Below are 22,155 nucleotides of genomic sequence, written 5' to 3'. Positions count from 1 at the left end.
TCGGGCGCGTGGGCGCCGAATGAGGGTCTTGGAAAAGAGGCTGGATCAGCCGCGGCGGTCGCCTTTGTGCTCGAAGCGCGAGACCAGGCGCACCAGCGGCAGCAGCAGCAGGAGATAGAGGATCGCCGCGCCGATCAGCGGCGTCGGGTTGGCGGAAAGCGCCTGCGCCTGCGTCGCCTGCTTCAGGAGATCCGGCAGCGCGACGACCGAGGCGAGCGCGGTGTCCTTCATGACGTTGATCGAATTGTTGGTGAGCGGCGGGATGACGATGCGGATCGCCTGCGGCAGCACGACCTTCGCCATCACCAGCCAAGGCGACAGGCCGATCGCCCGCGCCGCCTCGAACTGCCCGCGCGGCACGGCCTCGATGCCCGACCGGAAGATCTCGGCGGCATAGGCGGCCGAGACGGTGGTCAGCGCGAAGCAGGCGGCGACGAAGGGCGAGAAGCGGATGCCGACGAAGGGAAAGGCGTAGTAGACGATCACCAGCCAGACCAGCACCGGCAACGCCCGGAACACGTCGATGTACACGATGGCGAGAAACCGCAGGGGCTTCGCCGCATAGAGCCGCACCAGCACCAGCGCGAGCCCGCCGGCCAGCCCCAGCACGATCGACAGCGCGCCGAGCCAGATGGTGCGCACGAGCCCGTCCAGCAGCAGCGGATAGGTGCGCCAGAGGACGTCGGCGTTGAAGAAGGTGGTGATGATGTTCATGCCGGCTTTCGGGTTGGTTCAGGTGTACTCTGCCTCGCCCCTCACGCTTCGTCATCTGGCGGCGATCGGCATGCCGGCACCGGAGCGGCGGGGGAAGAGACGCGGCATGGGTCCCCGGCCTGCGGCCGAGGATGACGAGCCTGAGGAGGTAACGCCCTTCCCTTCTGGCCGCAAAGGTTGGCGCTATCGTCTGCGGAGATGAAGGACGCCATCCTTCGAAGTCGTCATCCTCGGGGCCTTGGCCCCGGGGACCCATGCCGAAACGGTGACATCGAAGGACGGGGCCGGATGAACGCACCCGGCCCCAACCGATCAGTCCGTGGTCTTCGGCGTATCGGCAACCGCCACCGTGCTGGTCGTTTCCTCGGCCTTCACGCCGAACCACTTCTCGTGCAGCTTGGCGATGAAGCCGTCCTTCTTCATGGCGGTGATGGTGGTCGAGGCCTTGGCGGTCAGCGGCGACTCCTTGGCGAACATGATGGAGTACTGCTCGCCCGACTTGATGCGCTCGACGACCGCGAACTGCGGCTTGTCCTTGATGTAGTAGGCGACCGCCGGGATATCGGAGATGTAGCCGTCGATGCCGCCATTGCCGAGGTCGAGCATGGCGGGCGCCAGGCCCTCGAAGCGGCGGATCTCGGCGATGCCGAACTCGGCCTGGTGGGCGGTAGCGTAGATGTCGCCGGTCGAGCCGGTGTCGACGCCGACGGTCTTGCCCTTCAGCGTGGTCGTGCCCTTCACGTCGGAGGTCTTCAGCGTCGAGAGCGACTGGTCGCTGTCGTAATACGGCTGGGCGAAGGAGACCGACTTCAGGCGCTCCTTGGTGATGGTGATCGACGACACGGCGGCGTCGACGCGGCCCGACTGCACGGCCGAAAACAGGCCGGAGAACGGGATGTTGGAGAACTCGACGCCGTCATAGCCGAGGCGCGAGGCGACTTCCTTGACGAGGTCGATCTCGAAACCGACGGTCTCGGACTTCTCGTCCTGGAACTCCCAGGGGACGTTGCCGATGTTGGCGCCGACGGTGAGGGTTTCGGCCAGTGCCGGGCCGGCGAAGGCGGCGGCGAGCGTGGCGGCAAGGAGGATGGATCGGCGCATGAAAGTCTCCTGTTGGGGTTGGCGGCGGGGGTGGAAGGGGTCGGCGGAGCTTAACTCTCCGCGGCAAAGAGGTGAGGCATCGCGCCTTCCGGCGCCGGCACCGCCTCGCCTGGCCTCAGCAGCCGCGCGAGCGGGCGGACAAAGGTCTGGCGGCCGCGCTTGAAGCCCATCAAGGGCGCGGCGATCTCGGCCAGCGCCAGCACCGCATCGGGCGCGTCGAGCACCACGAGGTCGGCGGGATGGCCGACCGCGATGCCGTAGTGCGGGATCCGCATCAGCTTCGCAGCATCGGTGGTGACGAGGTCGAGGCAACCGTCGAAACCGGCGGGCCCGATCTGCGCCGTGTTGGCGTAGAGGTTGGCCATCCGCAGCAGCGAGCCGTCGCCGAAAGGCGTGAACGGGTTCAGGACGTTGTTGGTGGCGAGCGAGGCGGTGACGCCCCTCTCGGCGAGGAGATGCACGGGGGCGATGCCGCGCGGCCTGTCGGCGAGGCGGTCGCGGCCGCCGAGGTAGAGATCGGTCGACGGCAGCGCCGTGACGGCAACGCCCGCCTCCACCAGCGTCAACGCCGCCGCTTGAAAGGCCGCGGGACCCATGGCGGACAACTTCGTCGCATGGCCGATGGCGACCCGGCCGCCCCAGCCATGCGCCACCGTCTGGCGGCAGACCTCGCCGATATGGCTCCCGCTCGGATCGAGGTCGAAGTCGAGGTGGAAGTCGAGATCGACGTCGAACCGCACGGCGATGGCGAAGAGACGCGCGATCTGCGCCGCCGGATTGCTGTCGGTATAGGGGCATCCGCCCAAGAGGTCGGCGCCTTGCTGCAAGGCCTCGACCAGCAGTTCCTCGGTGCCGGGATCGTTGGTCATACCCTCCTGCGGGAAGACGCAGATCTCGAGGTCGATCGCAAAGGCATAGTCGCGCTTCAGGCCGAGGATCGCCTCGAGGCTGCGCAGGCCGATGCGCGGGTCGATCTCGACATGCGTGCGCATGTGCATCGTGCCTTGCAGGATCGCCTTCTCCAGCGTCCGCTCGGCCCGCTGGCGGACGTCCTCGACGGTGAAGCCTTGCTTCAGCGCCGAGACGGTGCGGATGGCGTCCTTGAGGTCGCCGGGGCCGCAGCAGGAGAGCAGGCACGACTTGTCGAGATGGATGTGGCTGTCGACGAAGCCGGGGATGACCAGCCGGCCGCCGAGATCCTCCGAGCGGGTGCCGGGCGGCAGTGTCGGCGCGATCGCCGCGATCCGCTCGCCGGTGACGCCGACATCGCGCAGGCCCTCGACGCCGCGGAGCGCGGCGTGGTGGAGGACAAGATCGAAGGGCTTCGCTAGCATGAGAGGATCCCAGAGACGTCTGCACACATCCCGACCAGACTGCGCATTTATTCTGCATGCATTTTCTGGGCCAAACTGTATGACTGATTTTGCCCGCTGTGAAGAGGAAATCCCATGTCCGCGCTTTCCACCCCCGATGCGATCCCGGGAACCACCCTCTCGGCCGATGCCGCGATCGTCCGCGACTACCTGGAAGCCTCGATGATTCCCGACCCGGATGCGGCGGCCGCCTACATGGCGCCCGGCTGCACCATCACCTTCACCGGCGGGCGCGAGTTCGACCATCCGCGCGGGCCGACCTCGGTCAATGCCGGCCGCTACGCCTGGGTGAAGAAGCGGATGCTGCGCTTCGACGTCGCGCCAGGGGACGGCGAGACGGTGGTGTATTCGACCGGCTATCTCTACGGCGAATGGCCGGACGGCACGCCCTTCGACCACAACCGCTACGTCGACCGCTTCGTCGTGCGGGACGGGATGATCGTCAAGATGGACGTCTGGAACGACAGCGCCGAATGGATCCTCGAGCCGTCGCTGCGGCGGTAAATCTCGACGCTTCGATCGGGCTCAACCAGCGGCAGCTTGCCCCCCCCTGCCCTGCCGGGCATCTCCCCCTCCAGGGGGGAGATCAGCTAACTGCCGGCGCCGCAGCTTCCGATCTCCCCACCCGAGGGGGAGATGGCCGGCAGGCCAGAGGGGGGCGCAGGCCGCAACGGTCGCATGCGCAGGCTCTGCCGCCCTACTTCACCACGCGCCGCTTCGGCGGGGCCGCCTCCGCCACCGCGTACGGCGCCAGGATGTCCATCAGGTCGCGGCCGCGCGGCTCGGGCGCGGTCAGGAGCGCCCGGCCGGCGACGAGCTCGAGATGCTCGCCCATCGCCGCCATCGCCCGGTCGGCGTCGCCGGAGGCCAGCGCCTCGATGATCGTCCGGTGCTCGTTGACGGCGCATTCCGAGGAATGCGGGCGCCCGAAGGTCGAGAGCGCGAGGCAGGAGCGGTAGGCGATCTCGCGGACATAGCGGATCAGCACCGTCTTCCCCGACATCTCGGCCAGCAGCACGTGGAACTCGGTCGCGAGGCGGATCGAGTTCGCTTCCTGTCCGCCGCGCGCCGCCTCCTCGGCCGAGACGTGCGCCTCCAGATCGGCGATCTGCCGGGCGGTCAGGCGGCCGGCCAGAGCCTTGACCACCAGCCGTTCCAGCTCGATGCGGATGTCGAAATCGTCGCGCGCCTCCTCGAACGAAGGCGTCGCGACCACCGCCATGCGGTTGCGGCGAAGCTCGACCAGGCCCTCCGATGCCAGCTGGCCTAGCGCGTGGCGGGCGATGGTGCGGCTGACGCCGAAGCGCTCGCCGAGCGCGTCCTCCGGCAGCTTGTCGGCCGGGGCGAGCGCCCGCTCGAGGATGGCGCGCCGGATCGCCCGGCAGATCGTGCCGACCTTGTCGGCCGAGGCTCTGGTGATGTCGCCGCCTTGCTGCATGACGCTTCGCTTTCCCGTCCGGTCCGCGCCAGATAGCGCCGGCCACGCCGTGCTGGCAACGATGCCGCGACACCGCCGCGCCGATAGCACGAAGCCCTGCCTATAGTGCATGCACTTTCACGTCTTACTCGTATGCATATAATTGCGCCAGACTGCTTTCATCTTGCACAGCCAGCGCACCAGATGCGGCGACGCGGGCCGGCCTGCCGGTCAGCCGGCGCGGCGCGGCACGGCGATGGCGTCGGCGATGCTGGAACGGCGTGCCGGGCGCGGCGAGAGGTCGAGGCCGGCCAGCAGGTCGAACAGGTGCTGGCGCATCAGCGAGGCCGCCTTGTCGCCGTTTCCCTCCGACAGGGCGCCGAGCAGCGCGTGATGGGCGCCGCTTGCGCACATCGCCTCCGGCCGGCGCCAGTAGAGCGCGACCACCAGCGAGGAACGCGACAGCAGGTCGCCGACGATGGCGGCGAGGACGCCATGCCCGGCGATACCGGCGATCAGGCGGTGGAAATCGGCGGAGATGTAGACCGCCTCGCCGGGATCGTCGGCGGCGATCGCCGCGTGCTCGGCCTCGATGCAGGCCGCGAGCCCGGCGGCGGCGGCCGGCGTCATCTTCAGCGCCGCCAGGCCGGCGATGCGCGGCTCGACCAGAGCGCGGACCTCGAAGATCTCGCGCGCCTCCTCTGGCTGCGGACGGGCGACGCTCGCGCCCCTGTTGCGCTCGATCACCACGATGCCGTCGCCCGCCAGCGCCTGCAGCGCGGTGCGCACGATGGTGCGGCTGACGCCGAAAGCCTCGGCGATCTCGTCCTCGACCAGCTTGGCACCGGGATCGAGGCGGTGGCGGATGATCGCCTCGTGCAGCCCGTCGCGCACCGGCTGCCATGAGGCCTCGCCGCCCGCCTGCCGCATGTCCGACCCGCTCCTTGCCATGCCCGCCCGCCTCTCGTTGCCGCAGAACCAAAGGATGCCAGAGCGCCCTCCGGAGGGCAAAGCTTATTCGTGCACAATAATTGTACACAATGATGGGATTCAACGCGCCCGGTTGCCCTGCAAGCGCTCAGCCAAGCCCTTGCAGCCCTCGAGCGACGGCCGCGAAGGCCGGACGCACCGCCCGCAGCCGATCTGGCACGGCCGATGCATAGAAGGAGGGAAGGCTGAGGGAACGAGCATGGACGACGGCAGACTGGAACTGGTGCAGGTGACCAAGCGCTACGGCGAGACCGTGGCCGTCGATGGGATCGACTTGCGCATTCCCGCCGGCACCTACTGCTGCTTCCTCGGCCCCTCCGGCTGCGGCAAGTCCTCGACGCTGCGAATGATCGCCGGCCACGAGATCGCCAGCGCCGGCGACATCCTCCTCGGCAACGCCAACATCACCGAGCTGCCGCCGTCGAAGCGCGGCACGGCGATGATGTTCCAGAACTACGCGCTGTTCCCGCACCTCACCGTGGAGGACAACATCGCCTTCTCGCTGAAGATGCGCGGACAGGACAAGGCGGCGCGCTATGCCAAGGCGGGCGCGGTGATGGAGCTGGTCGATCTCGGCAAGTTCGCCAAGCGCATGCCGGCGCAGCTCTCCGGCGGCCAGCAGCAGCGGGTGGCCCTCGCCCGGGCCCTCGTCACCGATCCCGGCATCCTCCTCCTCGACGAGCCGCTCTCGGCGCTGGACCCCTTCCTTCGGCTGAGGGTACGCACCGAGCTGAAGCGGCTGCAGCGCGAGCTCGGCATTTCCTTCCTGCACGTGACGCACGGACAGGACGAGGCGATGGCGCTCGCCGACCTTGTGGTGATCATGAAGGACGGCAAGATCGAGCAGTCCGGCTCACCGCAGGACGTCTTCCACCGGCCGCGCACCGCCTTCGTCGCCCGCTTCATGGGCGGCCACAACGTCGTCACCCTGGAGGGCCAGCCGCTGACCATCCGCGCCGACAAGGTGCGCCTCGGCATCGGCGGCGAGGCGACCCGCACCCTCCTCGGCGAGGTCCGCGGCGTCGAGTACCAGGGCGCGACCGTGACCGTGGTGCTCGCGACGACCGACGGCGGCGAGATCACCGCCGTCATCCCCGAGGAACAGTTCTACCCGGCGCCGGCAGCCCTCGGCGACAGCCGCAACATCCATTGGGCGCGGCGGGACGAAGTCGCCCTCGCCGCCGCCTGACACCGAAGACCCCACCCCACCAGAGAGGAACGCCATGACCGAGATGTTCAAGAATTTCGTCAGCCGCCGCAGCCTGCTGAAGACCGGCGGCGCTGCCGTCGCCGCCTCCGCGATCGGCGGCATCACCGGCTTCCCCTATGTCTCCGGCGCCCGCGCGCAAGAGGCAAAGACCTTGCGCTATCTCGGCACGGCGGTGAACCAGTCCAAGGAGATCGCCGACAAGGTCAAGGAAGACCTCGGCATCACCATCGAATACGTGCCGGTGACCACCGACGAGGTAACCAAGCGCATCATCACCCAGCCCAACACCTTCGACATCGTCGACACCGAATACTTCTCCCTGAAGAAGTTCGTGCCGTCGGGCAACCTGATGGGCATGGACGCCAAGCGCATCAAGGAATTCGACAACATCACGCCCGTCTTCACCAAGGGCGAGATCAACGGCAAGAAGATCGGCGCCCAGGGCACCGCACCGTGGAAGGTGCTCTACCTCAAGGGCAACAAGTCGAAGGAGTTCTCGGCCGAGCCGACGCAGTGGATCTCGCTGATCCCGACCACCTACAATGCCGACACGCTCGGCATCCGGCCCGACCTCATCAAGCGTCCGATCGAGAGCTGGGCAGAACTGCTGAACCCCGAATTCAAGGGCAAGGCGTCGATCCTCAACATCCCCTCGATCGGCATCATGGACGCCGCGATGGTGATCGAGGCCACCGGCAAGTACAAATATCCCGACAAGGGCAACATGACCCGCGACGAGATCGACATGACGATCGCGACGCTGATCGAGGCCAAGCAGGCCGGCCAGTTCCGTGCCCTCTGGTCCGACTTCAACGAGAGCGTCAACCTGATGGCCTCCGGCGAGGTGGTGATCCAGTCGATGTGGTCGCCGGCCGTCACCGCCGTGCGCGGCAAGGGCATCGACTGCGTGTTCCAGCCGCTGAAGGAAGGCTATCGCGCCTGGGCGTCCGGTTTTGCGCTGCCGGCGACGCTCGAAGGCCCGAAGCTCGACGCCGCCTACGAGTTCGTCAACTGGTTCCTCTCCGGCTGGGCCGGCGCCTTCCTCAACCGCCAGGGCTACTACGCCGGCGTCCTGCCCACCGCCAAGGCCGCCATGCAGCCCTATGAGTGGGCCTACTGGATGGAGGGCAAGGAAGCCGCCGAGGACATCAAGTCCCCGTCCGGCGAGACCATCGCGCTGAAGGGCACCAAGCGCGACGGCGGCTCCTACGAGGACCGCATGGGCGCCGTCGCCTGCTGGAACGCCGTGATGGACGAGGACGCCTACATGATCCGCAAGTGGAACGAGTTCGTCGCGGCGTAAGCGGACGACAGGTCTGCCGATCTCCCCCCTTGAGGGGGAGATGGCCGGCAGGCCAGAGGGGGGCGCCGTCGAGCGCGGCGCTCCCCGGCCCCCCGACAAAAGCTCCGGAGCACCAAGCCCCGGACCGAAACGACAGAGCGGCGCCGGCCTTCGACGTCGCGGCGGCTCGCCCCCCCTCTGTCCTGCCGGACATCTCCCCCTCATGGGGGGAGATCGGCGGCTTTACCCTCGCACCCGGATCTTCCATGGCATCACGCTCCAGCATCGCACCCTATCTCCAGGCCATGCCGCTCGGCATGGTGTTCCTGGTCTTCCTGGTGATTCCGCTGGCCTTCATCGTGGTGGTGAGCTTCTGGACCTACGAGAACTATTCGATCCAGCCGGCCTTCGTCCTGCAGAACTACATGGACGTGTTCGACCGCTGCATCGTCAAGCTGCCAACCGTCTGCACGACCTTCAAGACCTACCTGTCGACGCTCTATTTCTGCGTCACCGTCTGGGTGCTGACCCTCGTGATCGGCTTCACCGTCGCCTACTTCCTCGCCTTCGAGGTGCGCAGCAAGGCGATCCAGTCGATGCTCTTCCTCGTCTGCACCATCCCGTTCTGGACCTCCAACGTCATCCGGATGATCTCCTGGATCCCGCTGCTCGGGCGGGAGGGGTTGGTGAACAAGGCGCTCCTCGGCATCGGCGCGATCGACGCACCGCTGGACTGGCTGCTCTATTCGAAATTCTCGGTGACCATCACCTTCGTCCACCTGTTCACCTTCTTCATGGTGGTGCCGATCTACAATTCCATGCTGCGGATCGACCGCTCGCTGATCGAGGCGGCGAAGGATGCCGGCGCCAGCGGCTGGCAGACGCTGACCAACGTCATCATCCCCCTGTCGAAGACCGGCATCGCCATCGGCTCGATCTTCGTCATCACCATCGTGATGGGCGACTTCATCACCATCGGCTTGATGGGCGGCCAGCAGATCGCCTCGGTCGGCAAGACGATATCCGTCGAAATCAGCTACCTGCAGTTCCCGGTCGCCGCCGCCAATGCGGTGGTGCTGCTCGCCACCGTCCTCCTGATGATCTTCGCGCTGACGCGGCTCGTCGACATCCGCAAGGAGCTTTGAGATGAGCGAAAGACGCAGCCCGGTCTTCTACCTCCTCGCCGCCTTCTTCACGCTGTTCGTCGCCTTCCTCTACGGGCCGACGCTGACCATCGTCATCCTGTCCTTCCAGGGCCCGCAAGGCGGGCTGACCTTTCCGATGAACGGCTTCTCGACGCACTGGTTCGGCGTCTTGTGGCAAGGGCTCGGCGTCGTCGACGTCTGGGCGGCCTTCGGGCGCTCCTTCCGCCTCGGCCTCGTCGTCACCGTGCTGACCGTGGTGATCTCGGTGCTGGCGGGCCTCGCCTTCCGCCGCCGCTTCGTCGGCTCGACGCTGCTGTTCTACACCGCCATCGCCAGCCTGATCCTGCCCTCGATCGTCGTCTCGCTCGGCATCGCGCTGGAATTCCGCATCCTCGACGACTTCATCAAGGAGCATGCGCTGCTGGGTCCGGCCTTCCAGTCGGCGATGGGCCTCTTCACCTCGGCGCTCGGCGCGCACCTCACCTGGACGCTGCCTTTCGGCATGCTCATCATGTTCGTCGTCTTCAACCGCTTCAACCCGGCCTATGAGGAGGCCGCGCGCGATCTCGGCGCATCGCCCTGGCAGACCTTCCGGCATGTCGTGCTGCCGATCATCGCGCCTTACCTCATCGGCGTCGCGCTGTTCGGCTTCACCCTGTCCTGGGACGAGATCGCCCGCTCCAGCCAGGCGATCGGCGGGCCCAACACGCTGCCGCTTGAGCTGCAGGGGCTGACGACGACGGTGACGACCCCGGCGATCTACGCGCTGGGCACGCTGACCACGGCGATCTCGTTCCTGGTCATCGGCGCGACGCTCGGCACCGGGCTGCTGCTCCGTCGCCGCCGCACGCGTGGTGCCTCGGATGCCGGCAAGGGGACGCTTTAGCGCCTTCCAGATTTCTCGGACCAAAGACTCCGCCATGCGCCTCTGCTTCATCAATCCGAACTCCACCGCCTCGATGACCGACAAGGTGGCGATCGCCGCCCAGGCCGCGGCTTCCGATGGCACCGAGATCGTCGCGCTGACTTCCGTCACCGGACCTTCCTCGATCCAGGGCCCGGAAGACGGCGATGCCGCGGTGCCCGGTCTTCTCGCGCTGATCGCCGAGCATGCCGACGCCATGGACGGGTTCGCCATTGCCTGCTTCGACGATACCGGCCTCGCGGAAGCCCGGCGGCTGACGGAGAAGCCGGTCGTCGGCATCGGCGAGGCTGCCTTCATCGCCGCCATGGCCGGTGGACGGCGGTTTTCCGTCGTCACCACGCTGTCGGTGTCGATCCCGGTAATTGCCGGCAACATCGAGACCTATGGCTTCTCTTCCGCCTGCGCGCGGGTGCGGGCGTCGGAAGTGCCGGTGCTGGCGCTGGAGGAGGAAGGCAGCGCCGCCCGTGAGACGGTGGCCGCCGAGATCGCGCGCGCCCTCGCCGAGGACCGGCCCGCGGCGATCGTGCTCGGCTGCGCGGGGATGGCCGACCTTGCCGCCGACTATACCGAGCGTTTCGGCCTGCCGGTGATCGACGGCGTCGTGGCGGCCGTCGGACTTCTCGAAGCGCGGATTTTGGCTGATAAGGCCGGCACCGCCTGAGACCAACCGGAGAACGTGATATGACCAGCATCACCGTCGTCATCGACGACGAGATCTTTCCGGCGCGGCTGGAGAACGAGGCGGCGCCGAAGACCGTCGCGGCGATGCTGAAAGTGCTGCCCTATACCGAGCGGATCATCCATGTCCGCTGGTCGGGCGAGGCTTGCTGGATCCCGCTCGGCGACCTCGATTTCGGCCTCGGCTACGAGAACGCCACCAGTCATCCGGCGCCCGGGCAGATGATCCTCTATCCCGGCGGCGTCAGCGAGACCGAGATCCTGCTGGCCTACGGCCCCGTCGCCTTCGCCAGCAAGGCCGGGCCGCTCGCCGGCAACCATTTCCTCACCATCACCGACCGGCTCGACGTTTTGACGCGGCTGGGGCGCGAGACGCTGTGGACCGGGGCGAAGACGATGGTGCTGCGGGCGGGCTGAACCCGCCGGACGCGAACCTCAGGCGTCTCTCCCGTTGCGACGACCGGCGCGAAAACGCCAACGGGGGGCGACGGTCACAGACCGCCGCCCCCCGAGGCAAAGGATCAGGTGCTCAGGCGGGCGTCGATGCCTGCCGCAGCAGCGATCAGAACTCGCGCTTCAGCTCGAGATAGCCGGCGGTCTGGTCGAAATTGTCGACGCCCGCCGGCAGGTCGATGTCGCGGTAGGAGACTTCGCCGAGCAGCGACAGGTTGGTGGTGATCTCGTAGCCGACATTCAGGCCGAGGCCGTAATAGTCGGCCGAACCGACCTTCTGCGTGCCACCGACGAACTCGTTGCCGTTGAAGAAGCCGCCATTGGCCACTTCGAGCTCGAAGGTCTCGCCGTAGACGCCGTCGACCGCGAGGGTGAGCTTGCCGAAGGTCTGGCTGTAGCCCGCGCCGATCTGGTATTCGCTCGGCACGTTCTGCCCGACGAAATTGCCGTCGAGGAGCCCCTCGCCGTAGGCGGTCTCGACCACCGCATATTCCGTCGGCTCGAAAGCGTAATGGCCCTCGATCTTGAACGACGAGTCGTCGGCGACGAGGTTCTCGAGGAGGACGCCGGCCTTGAGCGCAAAGGCGCTGTCGTTGGCGGCGTAGCCTTCCGGCAGGACCAGCGTGCCGAAGATGTCGCTGTCGACGCCGAGCGAGGCGAAGTCGACATCGTTGGCGAAGGTCCGGCTGTAGGCTTCCTCGTCGAACACGCCGATGAGGTAGGCGCCACCGAAGGCGCCGGTGTAGGCGAGCTTGCCGAGGACGTCGGGGACGAAATCGCCGGTGCCGTCGTCTTCGGTCGAGATCGTCGCCGAGAAGCCGTTGTCGGTGTACATGTAGGAGATGCGGTTCTGCGTGAAATCGCCGGCGGCGAAGTCGGCTTCCTCGAGCAGCAGGCCGTCCTCGATGCCGCCGTCATTGTGCGTCCAGAGCGAGTCGACATAGCCAGCCGTCAGGCCGCCGAGCTGCAGATAGCCCTCGTCCATGCCGTAGCTCTCGTCGCCGGTGGCGAAGCCGTTGCCGGTATTCTCGGCCTGCACGCGGACCTTGGCGCGCAGCGTGCCGAACTCGGTCTCCTCGCGGGCGTCGAACTCGAGCCGGGCGCGGACCCTCGTGCCCATGCGCGCGGCATCGTTGTCGAAGACGACGTCGCCATTGGCATCGCGCCCGGCATCGTCGAGGTCGTTGTTGCCGATCTTGTCCTCGACGATGACGCGGGCGCGCACATAGCCACCGACCTTGAGGCAGGTCTCGGTGCCCGGGATGTAGAAGAAGCCGGCGCCGTAGACGTCGCAGACGCGGACATATTCAGCCGGCTCGGGCTCGACCATGACCACGGCATCGGCGGCCTGCGCCGACATCGCGCCGCAAAGGACGGCAGCGGAGCTGAGAAGAAGGGTCTTGATGCGCATGGGAACGCTCCTGGTAACCGCGGCCTGACGCGCCGGCAGCAATTGCGGCGGCGATGGGGCTGGACTAAGGTTGCAACGCGAAGTCTATATGACGATAAAGTGGTCGCTGCACGCGAAGATAGGTCTAGCTTACTTGTCCGGGGCTGGCTGTTGCAGCGGGGCAACGATGGTGGGGGCGAGGCGTGAACCCGGCCCCAAGGCGCGGCTGATCACCCCCGGCCTGCTTCAACCGGTGCCGACGACGCCCGGGCAACTCCTTCGAACGTCAGCCCCAACTAAATAGAAAATTTTTTATTGACCCGCTTCCGTTGCCGTGATGATCTCTCGGCAAATCGGGGGGAGCGGTGATGGCGACCGGGCGACCGACGCTGGCGCGACAGGCCTATGCGGAAATTCAGAACAAGATCCTGTCGGGCGAGCTCAGCGCCGGGCAGCGGCTGTTTCCGGACGAACTCGCGCAGGAGCTGGCCATCAGCCAGACGCCGATCAAGGAGGCGCTGGCGCTGCTCGAACGCGACGGCCTCGTCACCGGCAACGACCGCCGGGCCTCGCTGGTGCGGCGCTTCCTCGTCGAGGACATCGTCGAGATCTACGAGGCGCGGATCCTGATCGAGACCAATGCGGTAACCGCCGGCTGGAGCGCCGGTCGCGTCGACGCGGCCTTCATCGACGGGCTGGCGACGCTGGCGGACCAACAGTTCCAGATCCTGCCGGCCAGGAGCAAGGCGGCGCTCAGTAAGGCGATCGCGCTCGACCGGGAGTTCCACGACCGGCTGGTGAAGCTCGGCGGCAATTCGGTGCTCGCCGGTTGGCACCAGTCGATCCAGATGCGGCTGCAGACCGCCCGGACCTACTCGATCGACACCTATGTCGCCGAGCGGGTCCGGATCGAGCATACCGCCATCATGGACGCCTTCCGGTCGGGCGACGCGGAGGCCGTGGTCGCCGCGCTCCGGCACCACCTCGAATCCAGCCGCGACGACCTGGTGGCCCGCCACCCGGACGAGCTGCCGGTGAAGTAAGACGTCTCGCGGCCTTTCCGGGCCGCAAGAAGACCAGCATTCCTGGCGGAGCAGCGGATCAACCGCGCCCGCCGGCCCCGAACGGGGCAAGGATCACGGCATGCTCCGCGCCGGCATGACGATGACACCGCAGAGCGCCTTTGGGAGGAATAGAATGTCATCGTATCGCATGAGCCGCCGCGGCATCCTCGGCACCGTCGCCGTCGCCCTTCTCGCCGTCTCCAGCCTGGTGCCCGCGGGCCCGGCGGTGGCGCAAGGGGTGACGATCCCGATCATCGTCAAGGACACCACGTCCTTCTACTGGCAGATCGTGCTGGCAGGTGCCCGCGCTGCCGGAAAGGACCTCGGCGTCACCGTGCCCGAGCTCGGCGCGCAGGCCGAGACCGACGTCAACGGCCAGATCTCCATCCTCGAAAACGCCGTCTCCGGCGCCCCGGCGGCGATCGTCATCTCGCCGACCGAACGCGCCGCGCTCGGCGCCCCGATCACCGAGGCGGCCGCGTCGGTTCCGATCATCGGCATCGATTCCGGCGCCGACTCCGACGCCTTCTCCTCGTTCCTGACCACCGACAACGTGCAGGGCGGGCGCATCGCCGCCGACGGCCTCGCCGCGGCGATCACCGCCAAGCACGGCAAGGCCGAGGGCGACGTCGCGCTGATCACCAACACGCCGGGCGCCGGCTCGCTGGAACAGCGGCGCGAGGGCTTCACCGCTCAGCTGAAGGAGAAGTATCCCGGCCTCAAGCTCGTCGCCGACAAGTATGCCGACGGCCAGGCGGCGACCGGCCTCAACATGACGACAGACCTTCTGACCGCCAACCCGAACCTCGTCGGCATCTTCGCCTCGAACCTCATCATGGCGCAGGGCGCCGGCCAGGCGATCGCCGAGAACAAGGCGCAGGACAAGGTCGCGCTGGTCGGCTTCGACAGCGACGACAAGCTGGTCGGCTTCCTGAAGGAAGGCGTGATCTCGGCGCTGGTGGTCCAGGACCCCTACCGGATGGGCTATGACGGCATCAAGACCGCGCTCGCCGTCTCCAAGAAGGAGAAGGTCGAGAAGAACGTCGACACCGGCGCCAACCTCATCACCACCGCCAACATGAACGAGGCCCGCTCGCAGGAACTGCTGAACCCCAAGGTGAACTGAGCAAAAGCCAGGCCCGCCGTGAACCAAGCCCGGAAGCAACCGGGCCGGCACGGCGGCGCTCGACCATCCTCCGGGGGCAACCGCTCCCGGAGACATCCTGGGAGGGACTGACAGCGTGACGCAAGCATTGGCCGCCCGAGGGGCGGCAGCGGCCGAGACGCCGGGGCCGATCTTCGAGCTCAGGGGCCTCGAGAAAACCTACGGCCCGGTCCGGGCGCTGAAGCCGCTGACGCTGGCCTTCGATGCCGGCGAGATCCACGCCATCGTCGGCGAGAACGGTGCCGGCAAGTCGACGCTGATCAAGCTCCTGACCGGCGTCATCCGCCGCACGTCAGGCGAGGCGTTCTGGCGCGGCGAGCCTGTGGCGCTCGCCCAGCCGCAGGATGCGATCGACCTCGGCATCAATGCGGTGCACCAGGAGGTCGTGCTCTGCCCGCACCTCTCGGTCGCCGCCAACATCTTCCTCGGCGACGAGAAGGCGCGTTTCGGAATCTTGCAGAAGCGCGAGATGACCAAGGCCGCGCAGGCGATCCTCGACGACATGGGGTTCCGGCTGCCAGCCGCCGCGCCGCTGGAATCGCTGACCATCGGCCAGCAGCAGCTCGTCGCCACCGCCCGCGCCTCGCTGCGCGGCACGAAGTTCCTGATCTTCGACGAGCCGACCGCCTACCTCACCCGCCAGGAGGCCGACCAGCTGTTCGCCCTCATCCGCCGCTTGAAGTCGGAAGGGGTGACCATCGTCTACATCAGCCACCGGATGGAGGAGGTGTTCGAGCTTGCCGACCGCGTCTCGGTGCTGCGCGACGGCGTCCTCGTCGGCACCCGGCTGATCGGCGAGACAGATGACGCCGAGCTCGTCGCCATGATGATCAACCGCTCGCTGGAGCAGATCTACCACAAGGAGACGATCGCGCTCGGCGCTCCCCTCGTCGAGGTCCGCAACCTCTCGGGTCCCGGCTTCAGCGACGTCTCGCTGACGGTGCGCGCCGGCGAGATCGTCGGTCTCTACGGCCTCATCGGCGCCGGCCGCAGCGAGTTCGTCATGGGCCTCTACGGCCGGACCAAGAAGACGGCGGGCGAGACGCTGTGGAAAGGCCGGCCGGTCGAGATCTCCGACGAGCGCGTCGCCATCGGGCTCGGCATGGCGCTGGCGCCGGAGAGCCGGCGCGACCAGGGGCTCTGCCTGAACCTGCCGATCGGCCTCAACCTGAACCTGCCGATCTACGACCGGCTGACCCGCGGCCTCACCGTCTCGCGCACGCTCGAGCACGAGCACGCCGACCGGCAGATCAAGAGCCTCGGCATCAAGACGCCGAGCCGGCGGAGCCTTGCCTCCTCGATGTCGGGTGGCAACCAGCAGAAGATCGTCATCGGCAAGTGGCTGAACCACGGCGCCGAGCTGTTCATCTTCGACGAGCCGACGGTCGGCGTCGACGTCGGCACCAAGGCCGAGATCTACCGGCTGTTCGGGGCGCTGCTGAAGCGCGGCGCCGGCATCCTCCTGATCTCGTCCTACCTGCCGGAGGTCTACGAGCTCGCCGACACGCTGCACGTCTTCCGCAGCGGCCGCCTCGTCGCCACCCGCGCCTACCAGCAATCGAGCCACGAGGACGTGCTGGCGCAAGCCATCGGCGTCTGACGGCACGGCCCCACCTCGCCTGCCGGAAGCCCCGGCCTTCGCCTCCCGACAAACCCTGCCCGCAGGAGCTGCCCATGACGACCGAACCCGTGCCGGCCAAGCCGCGCCGCAATTTCAGCTTCCTGTTCGCGCTGACCCTCCTCGGCTTCCTCCTGCTGCTCTGCACGATCCTCGCGGTCGCCACGCCGAACTTCGCCACCGCCAGCAACATCGCCAACCTCCTGCGGCAAGGCTCGATGATCGCGATCCTGGCGATCGGCCAGACCTTCGTCATCATCACCGCCGGCATCGACCTCTCGGTCGGCGCCATCGTCGGCTTCTCGACGGTGATCGTCGCGCTGCTGCTGCAGGCGCAGTTTCCGATCTGGGCGGCGGTCCTCCTGACGCTGGCGATGGGCCTCGGCATCGGCCTGTTCCACGGCTTCGCCATCGTGCGGATGGGCCTGCCGCCCTTCATCATCACGCTGGCGACGCTGACCTCGCTGCGCGGCATCGGCCTGCTGATCACCAACGGCTCGACCATCAGCATCAAGAACGAGGCCTTCAACGAATTCTCGCGCGGCAGCCTGATCGGCGTCCCCAACCTCTTCTGGATGGTAATCCTCGTCGCGGTGCCCGCCTTCATCTTCCTGCACCAGAGCCGCTGGGGCCGCTATCTCTTCGCCGTCGGCTCGAACGCGGAGGCCGCGCGCCTTTCGGGCGTGCGGGTCTCGACCATGATCTACCTCGCCTATTCGCTGTCGGCGCTCTGCGCGGCCTTCGTCGGCATCCTCCTCGCCGCGCGCATCGGCATCGGCAACGCCACCCAGGCGGAGGGCTGGGAGTTGCAGGCGATCGCCTCCTCGGTGATCGGCGGCACCAGCCTGTTCGGCGCGATCGGCTCGATACACGGCCCGCTGATCGGCGCCTTCATCCTTGCCACCATCAACAACGGCGCCAACCTTCTCAACCTCAACTCGTTCTGGCAGAGGATCATCACCGGCGTCCTCATCATCGTCATCGTCTTCTTCGACCAGCTGAGGCGCCGCGGCCGCTGAGCCGCCGCCCTGGAGAGAGCCACCGCATGAAAGCCCTGTTCATCGACGCCGTCGGCACCACCGCCCTCGGCAGCACCCCGGAGACCACGCCCGGCCCCGGCGAGGTCGTCGTCGCCATCCGCCATGTCGGCCTCTGCGGCAGCGACCTCAACACCTTCCGCGGCCTCAACCCGCTGGTCAGCCTGCCGCGCATTCCCGGCCACGAGATCGGTGGCGAGATTGCCGAGGTCGGCAGCGGGGTGCCAGCGCATCTTTCCGTCGGCACCCGCGTCACCGTCCTGCCCTACACCGCGTGCGGCACCTGCTCGTCCTGCCGCAAGGGCCGCACCAATGCCTGCCGCTACAACCGCACCCTCGGCGTGCAGCAGGATGGCGGGCTGAAAGAGCGGCTGACGGTGCCGTTCGAGAAGATCATCGTCAACGAGGTGCTGGCGCCCCGCCATCTAGCCTTGATAGAGCCGCTCTCGGTCGGCTTCCACGCCGTCGAGCGCGGCCTTGTGGAGAAGGGCGACCGCGTGCTGGTGATCGGCTGCGGCATGATCGGCATGGGCGCGCTGCTCGGCGCCGTGCGCAAGGGGGCGGAGGTCACCGTCCTCGACATCGCCGGCGACAAGCTGGCGCTCGCCCGCTCGCTCGGGGCAGCCGCCAGCATCAATCCGGCCGAGGAGGACGCGTCGGCCGCCGTATCCCGCCTCACCGGCGATGACGGCTTCGACGTCGTCATCGAGGCGGTCGGCTTGCCCGAGACGTTCACCCAAGCCGTGGAGTTCGCAAGCTTCGCCGGCCGCGTCGTCTACATCGGCTACTGCAAGGCGCCGGTCAGCTACCAGACGCAGCTTTTCAACCTGAAGGAGCTCGACATCTTCGGCTCGCGCAACGCGACCGCCGCCGACTTCGCCGCCGCGGCCGCGTGCCTCGAGGCGATGGGCGACGAAGCCGACCGGCTGATCTCGGACACCTTCGCCTTCGACGATGCCGCGGCCGCCCTTCCCTACTGGGACGCCAACCGCGGCGCCGTTCTGAAAATCCTCGTGGAGCTGCCGGCATGAAACGCTATGCGATGACCATCGGCCTCCGGGCCGACAAGGTGGCGGAATACAAGGCGCTGCACGCCGACGTCTGGCCGGCCGTGCTGGCGACGCTCCACCGCCAGAACATCCGGGCCTTCTCGATCTTCCTGCAGGAGCCCGAAAACGTCCTTTTCGGCACCTATGAATACCACGGCAACGACCACGCCGCCGACCAGAAGGCCATCGCCGCCTGCCCCGACACCCAGCGCTGGTGGAAGCTCACCGACCCCTGCCAGGTCCCCCGCGAAAACCGCGCCGAGGGCGAATGGTGGGCGCCGATGGAGGAAGTGTTCCGGATGGAGTGAGGCGGTCAGTCCTGACCGTCTTGTCCCTCCGCGCCAATGCGAGGAACGCTCCGCTCGGGGCGACAGCCGGATCACGCTGCGCTTCGATACGCCTCGGCGCGGCGGATGATGGACTCGGCCTTCAAGAGGACCTGATCGAGGCCGACGCCCTGCCCCTCCGCGAGCTGCGCCATCCCGTCCGCGTCCGCAAGAATGTCGGCTCCCTCACCGCGCAGATACTGGGACAACACTCTCTGGATGATCCAGTCTCGTTCGCGCTCCGTCACGGCAGCGATCCGATCGACGCTCGCCGCCTGCGACACGGGCAAAGAAACCGTCAGCTGCGTTTTCGCCTCATCCATCACCGGCACCTCGTTCTCTTCCTGCGCGAGGGTCCCTCCTCCAGCACATCCTGTCAACGCGGCAAACGGGGCGCGACGAACGACTTCGGCTGGGCGTAGGGCGGATCGCTTTTCCACCCGCCGGCCTTCCCCCGCACGTTCCTTCCTTGCACGCGGCAGTTCGAGGCGGCATGTCTTCCTCTTCCTGGAGTCGGCTTCGTGCCGGACGCCCCCATTCGAAGTTGTGCCGTGCCCGTCGCCGAGAAGTCCGCCGAACCGATCATCCGGTTCTCCGCCGTCCGCAAGGAGTTTGCCGCCGCCAAGGGCCAAGCCGCCTTCGTCGCGCTCCGCGATGTCAGCCTCACCGTGCCGCGCGGCAGCATCACCGGCATCATCGGCCGGTCGGGCGCCGGCAAGTCGACGCTGGTGCGGCTGGTCAACGGGCTGGAGCGGCCGAGCGCGGGCGAAGTGCTGGTCGACGGCGTCGACGTCGCCGGCCTGGACGAGGCGGGCCTGCGGGGCGTGCGCCGTTCCGTCGGCATGATCTTCCAGCACTTCAACCTCCTGTCGTCGCGCACCGCCTTCGACAATGTCGCGCTGCCGCTGGAGATCGCCGGCGTCAGCCGCCGCGACATCCGCGCCCGCGTCGGCCCGTTGCTCGACCTCGTCGGCCTCGGCGACAAGGCCGGCCGCTATCCCGCCGAGTTGTCGGGCGGTCAGAAACAGCGCGTCGGCATCGCGCGGGCGCTGGCGACCGAGCCGAAGGTGCTGCTGTCGGACGAGGCGACTTCGGCGCTCGACCCGGAGACGACGCGCCAGGTGCTGGCGCTGCTCCGGCAGATCAACGCCGAGCTCGGCCTCACCGTCCTCCTCATCACCCATGAGATGCAGGTGGTGCGGGAGGTGGCGAGCCGCGTCGCGGTGCTGGATGCCGGGCGCGTGGTCGAGGAAGGCGAGCTCTACTCGGTCTTCGCCCGGCCGCAGCATGCGGTGACCCGTGCCTTCCTCGAAGGCGTCACCGGCGTCCGGCTGCTGCCGGCCTTCGTCACCGAGCGCCTGACGCAGGCCGCCGGGCCGGACACGCAGGCGGTGGTGAAAATCCTGTTCACCGGGCCGACCGCCACCGACCCGATCCTCGCCGCCCTCGGCCGGGAGCTTGCCATCGACGTCAACATCCTCGCCGGCGCCGTCGACGAGATCGGCGGCCAGCCTTTCGGCACGCTCGTCGTCTCGTTGCCGGAGCCGAGCCTTGCGCCAGCGCTCGCCTTCATCGCCGCGCGCGGCCTTTCTGCGGAGGTTCTCGGCCATGTCCGCTAACATGATCAACCTGATCCTCGCCTCCACGCTCGACACGCTGTTCATGGTGGCCGTGGCGGCGGCGATCGGCATCGTCTTCGGTGCGCCGCTCGGCGTCTTCCTCGCCACCAGCCGGAAGGGCGAGCTCTACGCCGCGCCGATGGTCAACCGGCTGCTCGGCGTCGTCGTCAACGCGCTGCGCTCGACGCCCTTCATCATCCTTGTCGTTGCCATCATCCCGCTGACGCGGTTCCTGACCGGCACCTCGATCGGCACGACGGCGGCGATCGTGCCGCTGACCATCGCCACCATCCCCTTCGTCGCCCGCCTTGTCGAATCGGCGATCCGCGAGGTCGATCCGGGCCTCACGGAAGCCGCCCGCGCGATGGGCGCGACGCCGCTGCAGATCGTCTTGAAGGTGCTGGTGCCGGAGGCGCGGCCGTCGATCACCCTCGGCGTGACGATGACCGTGGTCAGCCTGATCGGCTATTCCGCCATGGTCGGCGCCGTCGGCGGCGGCGGCCTCGGCGATCTCGGCATCCGCTACGGCTACCAGCGCTTCATGCCGGAGATGATGCTGGCCGTCGTGCTCGTGCTGATCGTCCTCGTCCAGGCCGTGCAGTCGACCGGCGACCTCATTGCCCGGCGCTTCGACAAGCGCAGCCGCAAGGCCTGACGCCGACCCCGCATCCCCAACCCGCCCCGCATCCCGCAAAGGAACTTCCATGCGTCTGAAATCCATCCTCGTCGCCGCGCTTCTCGCAGGCGGCTTTGCGCTGCCGGCTTCGGCCGAAAGCATCAAGATCGGCGTCACCCCCGGTCCGCATGCGGAGATCATGGAGAAGGTGAAGGCGCTCGCCGCGCCGAAGGGCCTCGATATCGAGATCCTCGAATTCTCCGACTACGTCGTGCCGAACCAGGCGCTGGCGGACGGCGACCTCGACGCCAACTCCTTCCAGCACCAGCCCTATCTCGACAACCAGGTGAAGGACCGCGGCTACGACCTCGTCAGCGTCGCCACCTCGGTCAACTTCCCGATGGGTATCTATTCGCAGAAGGTGAAGGCGATCGCCGAGCTCGCCGACGGCGCCCAGGTGGCGGTGCCGAACGATCCGACCAATGGCGGCCGCGCGCTGCTGCTGCTGGCCGATCTCGGCCTGTTCAAGCTCGACCCGGCCGCCGGCCTGAAGCCGACGCCGCTCGACATCACCGAGAACCCAAAGAACATCAAGATCGCCGAGCTCGACGCCGCCCAGCTGCCGCGCTCGCTCGCCGACGTCGATGCCGCCGTCATCAACACCAACTACGCGCTGGAAGGCGGCCTCGACCCGCAGAAGGACGCCATCGCCAAGGAGGCCGCGAAGTCGCCTTACGTCAACGTCATCGCCGTGCGCGGCGCCGACAAGGACAAGCCCTTCGTCAAGACGCTGGTCGAGACCTATCACAGCCCCGAGGTGAAGGCCTTCGTCACCGAGCGCTTCAAGGGCGCGGTAATCCCGAGCTGGTAAGGCGGGTTTGGGGGGAGGTGGCGGGAACGCGGTCGCGGCGTCAGCTCGCGTAGTTGCTATCGCCGCGGCAGTTGGCCCCTCTGCCCTGCCGGGCATCTCCCCTCAAAGGGGG

General features: G+C 67.7%; 23 protein-coding genes. 16 read left to right on the top strand and 7 right to left on the bottom strand.

Annotated elements, in window-relative coordinates; all coding sequences use genetic code 11:
* Nucleotides 1-45: 45 nt before the first annotated feature.
* From ACZL02_RS00775 to ACZL02_RS00765, 3 genes are all read right to left on the bottom strand, one after another.
* Nucleotides 46-714: an amino acid ABC transporter permease gene (locus ACZL02_RS00775; protein WP_472938296.1), complete on the bottom strand. Its 669-nt coding sequence runs from the start codon at nucleotides 712-714 to the stop codon at nucleotides 46-48.
* A gap of 312 nt (nucleotides 715-1,026) precedes the next feature.
* Complete coding sequence (locus tag ACZL02_RS00770) at nucleotides 1,027-1,815, bottom strand: transporter substrate-binding domain-containing protein (protein ID WP_472938295.1); 789 nt, start codon at nucleotides 1,813-1,815, stop codon at nucleotides 1,027-1,029.
* A 50-nt stretch (nucleotides 1,816-1,865) separates the two neighbouring features.
* Nucleotides 1,866-3,149, bottom strand: a complete 1,284-nt coding sequence (locus tag ACZL02_RS00765; protein ID WP_472938294.1) for an amidohydrolase family protein — start codon at nucleotides 3,147-3,149, stop codon at nucleotides 1,866-1,868.
* A 114-nt stretch (nucleotides 3,150-3,263) separates the two neighbouring features.
* Here ACZL02_RS00765 and ACZL02_RS00760 point away from each other — a divergent pair, with 114 nt between their 5' ends.
* Nucleotides 3,264-3,692: a nuclear transport factor 2 family protein gene (locus ACZL02_RS00760; protein ID WP_472938293.1), complete on the top strand. Its 429-nt coding sequence runs from the start codon at nucleotides 3,264-3,266 to the stop codon at nucleotides 3,690-3,692.
* Between the two features lie 193 nt (nucleotides 3,693-3,885).
* Here ACZL02_RS00760 and ACZL02_RS00755 read toward each other — a convergent pair whose 3' ends face one another.
* Together ACZL02_RS00755 and ACZL02_RS00750 are read right to left on the bottom strand one after the other, a co-directional pair.
* Nucleotides 3,886-4,626, bottom strand: a complete 741-nt coding sequence (locus ACZL02_RS00755; protein WP_472938292.1) for a GntR family transcriptional regulator — start codon at nucleotides 4,624-4,626, stop codon at nucleotides 3,886-3,888.
* A gap of 210 nt (nucleotides 4,627-4,836) precedes the next feature.
* Nucleotides 4,837-5,556: an FCD domain-containing protein gene (locus tag ACZL02_RS00750; RefSeq protein ID WP_496258381.1), complete on the bottom strand. Its 720-nt coding sequence runs from the start codon at nucleotides 5,554-5,556 to the stop codon at nucleotides 4,837-4,839.
* A 238-nt stretch (nucleotides 5,557-5,794) separates the two neighbouring features.
* Here ACZL02_RS00750 and ACZL02_RS00745 point away from each other — a divergent pair, with 238 nt between their 5' ends.
* From ACZL02_RS00745 to ACZL02_RS00720, 6 genes are all read left to right on the top strand, one after another.
* Nucleotides 5,795-6,784 (top strand): ABC transporter ATP-binding protein, encoded by a 990-nt coding sequence (locus ACZL02_RS00745; protein WP_472938290.1) that lies wholly within the window; start codon nucleotides 5,795-5,797, stop codon nucleotides 6,782-6,784.
* A gap of 34 nt (nucleotides 6,785-6,818) precedes the next feature.
* Nucleotides 6,819-8,108 (top strand): ABC transporter substrate-binding protein, encoded by a 1,290-nt coding sequence (locus tag ACZL02_RS00740; protein WP_472938289.1) that lies wholly within the window; start codon nucleotides 6,819-6,821, stop codon nucleotides 8,106-8,108.
* Nucleotides 8,109-8,353: 245 nt separating this feature from the next.
* Nucleotides 8,354-9,232, top strand: a complete 879-nt coding sequence (locus tag ACZL02_RS00735; protein WP_472938288.1) for an ABC transporter permease — start codon at nucleotides 8,354-8,356, stop codon at nucleotides 9,230-9,232.
* Between the two features lies 1 nt (nucleotide 9,233).
* Nucleotides 9,234-10,118, top strand: a complete 885-nt coding sequence (locus ACZL02_RS00730; protein ID WP_472938287.1) for an ABC transporter permease — start codon at nucleotides 9,234-9,236, stop codon at nucleotides 10,116-10,118.
* A gap of 34 nt (nucleotides 10,119-10,152) precedes the next feature.
* A complete protein-coding gene (locus ACZL02_RS00725) occupies nucleotides 10,153-10,818 on the top strand; it encodes an aspartate/glutamate racemase family protein (RefSeq protein ID WP_472938286.1) in 666 nt (221 codons plus the stop codon).
* A 20-nt stretch (nucleotides 10,819-10,838) separates the two neighbouring features.
* On the top strand, nucleotides 10,839-11,252 hold the full coding sequence (locus ACZL02_RS00720; RefSeq protein WP_472938285.1) for a DUF3830 family protein: 414 nt from the start codon (nucleotides 10,839-10,841) through the stop codon (nucleotides 11,250-11,252).
* 145 nt (nucleotides 11,253-11,397) lie between these two features.
* Here ACZL02_RS00720 and ACZL02_RS00715 read toward each other — a convergent pair whose 3' ends face one another.
* Complete coding sequence (locus ACZL02_RS00715) at nucleotides 11,398-12,699, bottom strand: porin (protein ID WP_472938284.1); 1,302 nt, start codon at nucleotides 12,697-12,699, stop codon at nucleotides 11,398-11,400.
* 347 nt (nucleotides 12,700-13,046) lie between these two features.
* Here ACZL02_RS00715 and ACZL02_RS00710 point away from each other — a divergent pair, with 347 nt between their 5' ends.
* The 6 genes from ACZL02_RS00710 (at nucleotide 13,047) to ACZL02_RS00685 (ending at nucleotide 18,919) form a co-directional block, all read left to right on the top strand.
* A complete protein-coding gene (locus tag ACZL02_RS00710) occupies nucleotides 13,047-13,721 on the top strand; it encodes a GntR family transcriptional regulator (protein ID WP_472938283.1) in 675 nt (224 codons plus the stop codon).
* 169 nt (nucleotides 13,722-13,890) lie between these two features.
* Nucleotides 13,891-14,868: an ABC transporter substrate-binding protein gene (locus ACZL02_RS00705; protein WP_472939078.1), complete on the top strand. Its 978-nt coding sequence runs from the start codon at nucleotides 13,891-13,893 to the stop codon at nucleotides 14,866-14,868.
* A 115-nt stretch (nucleotides 14,869-14,983) separates the two neighbouring features.
* Complete coding sequence (locus ACZL02_RS00700; RefSeq protein ID WP_472938282.1) at nucleotides 14,984-16,507, top strand: sugar ABC transporter ATP-binding protein; 1,524 nt, start codon at nucleotides 14,984-14,986, stop codon at nucleotides 16,505-16,507.
* A gap of 74 nt (nucleotides 16,508-16,581) precedes the next feature.
* The gene (locus ACZL02_RS00695; RefSeq protein ID WP_472938281.1) at nucleotides 16,582-17,544 is read left to right on the top strand and encodes an ABC transporter permease; all 963 of its coding nucleotides are present in this window, start codon (nucleotides 16,582-16,584) and stop codon (nucleotides 17,542-17,544) included.
* Nucleotides 17,545-17,570: 26 nt separating this feature from the next.
* Nucleotides 17,571-18,593: a zinc-binding alcohol dehydrogenase family protein gene (locus tag ACZL02_RS00690; RefSeq protein ID WP_472938280.1), complete on the top strand. Its 1,023-nt coding sequence runs from the start codon at nucleotides 17,571-17,573 to the stop codon at nucleotides 18,591-18,593.
* Nucleotides 18,590-18,919 carry an L-rhamnose mutarotase gene (locus ACZL02_RS00685; RefSeq protein ID WP_472938279.1) on the top strand — a complete coding sequence of 110 codons (330 nt, stop codon included), beginning with the start codon at nucleotides 18,590-18,592 and terminating at the stop codon, nucleotides 18,917-18,919. Before ACZL02_RS00690 ends, ACZL02_RS00685 begins: the two co-directional genes overlap by 4 nt.
* Nucleotides 18,920-18,990: 71 nt before the next feature.
* Here the strand turns inward: ACZL02_RS00685 and ACZL02_RS00680 are convergent, their stop codons facing one another.
* The gene (locus ACZL02_RS00680) at nucleotides 18,991-19,260 is read right to left on the bottom strand and encodes a CopG family ribbon-helix-helix protein (protein WP_472938278.1); all 270 of its coding nucleotides are present in this window, start codon (nucleotides 19,258-19,260) and stop codon (nucleotides 18,991-18,993) included.
* Nucleotides 19,261-19,518: 258 nt separating this feature from the next.
* On the opposite strand from ACZL02_RS00680, the gene ACZL02_RS00675 reads away from it, so the two are divergent.
* The 3 genes from ACZL02_RS00675 to ACZL02_RS00665 are packed head-to-tail and all read left to right on the top strand — an operon-like array spanning nucleotide 19,519 to nucleotide 22,043.
* Complete coding sequence (locus ACZL02_RS00675; protein WP_472939077.1) at nucleotides 19,519-20,556, top strand: methionine ABC transporter ATP-binding protein; 1,038 nt, start codon at nucleotides 19,519-19,521, stop codon at nucleotides 20,554-20,556.
* The gene (locus ACZL02_RS00670) at nucleotides 20,546-21,211 is read left to right on the top strand and encodes a methionine ABC transporter permease (protein ID WP_472938277.1); all 666 of its coding nucleotides are present in this window, start codon (nucleotides 20,546-20,548) and stop codon (nucleotides 21,209-21,211) included. Before ACZL02_RS00675 ends, ACZL02_RS00670 begins: the two co-directional genes overlap by 11 nt.
* A 49-nt stretch (nucleotides 21,212-21,260) precedes the next feature.
* Nucleotides 21,261-22,043 carry a MetQ/NlpA family ABC transporter substrate-binding protein gene (locus ACZL02_RS00665; RefSeq protein WP_472938276.1) on the top strand — a complete coding sequence of 261 codons (783 nt, stop codon included), beginning with the start codon at nucleotides 21,261-21,263 and terminating at the stop codon, nucleotides 22,041-22,043.
* The last annotated feature ends 112 nt before the right edge of the window (nucleotides 22,044-22,155 follow it).

The organism is Mesocryomonas fontinalis, assembly GCF_055730125.2.
This window is presented reverse-complemented; position numbering and strand designations above follow the sequence as displayed.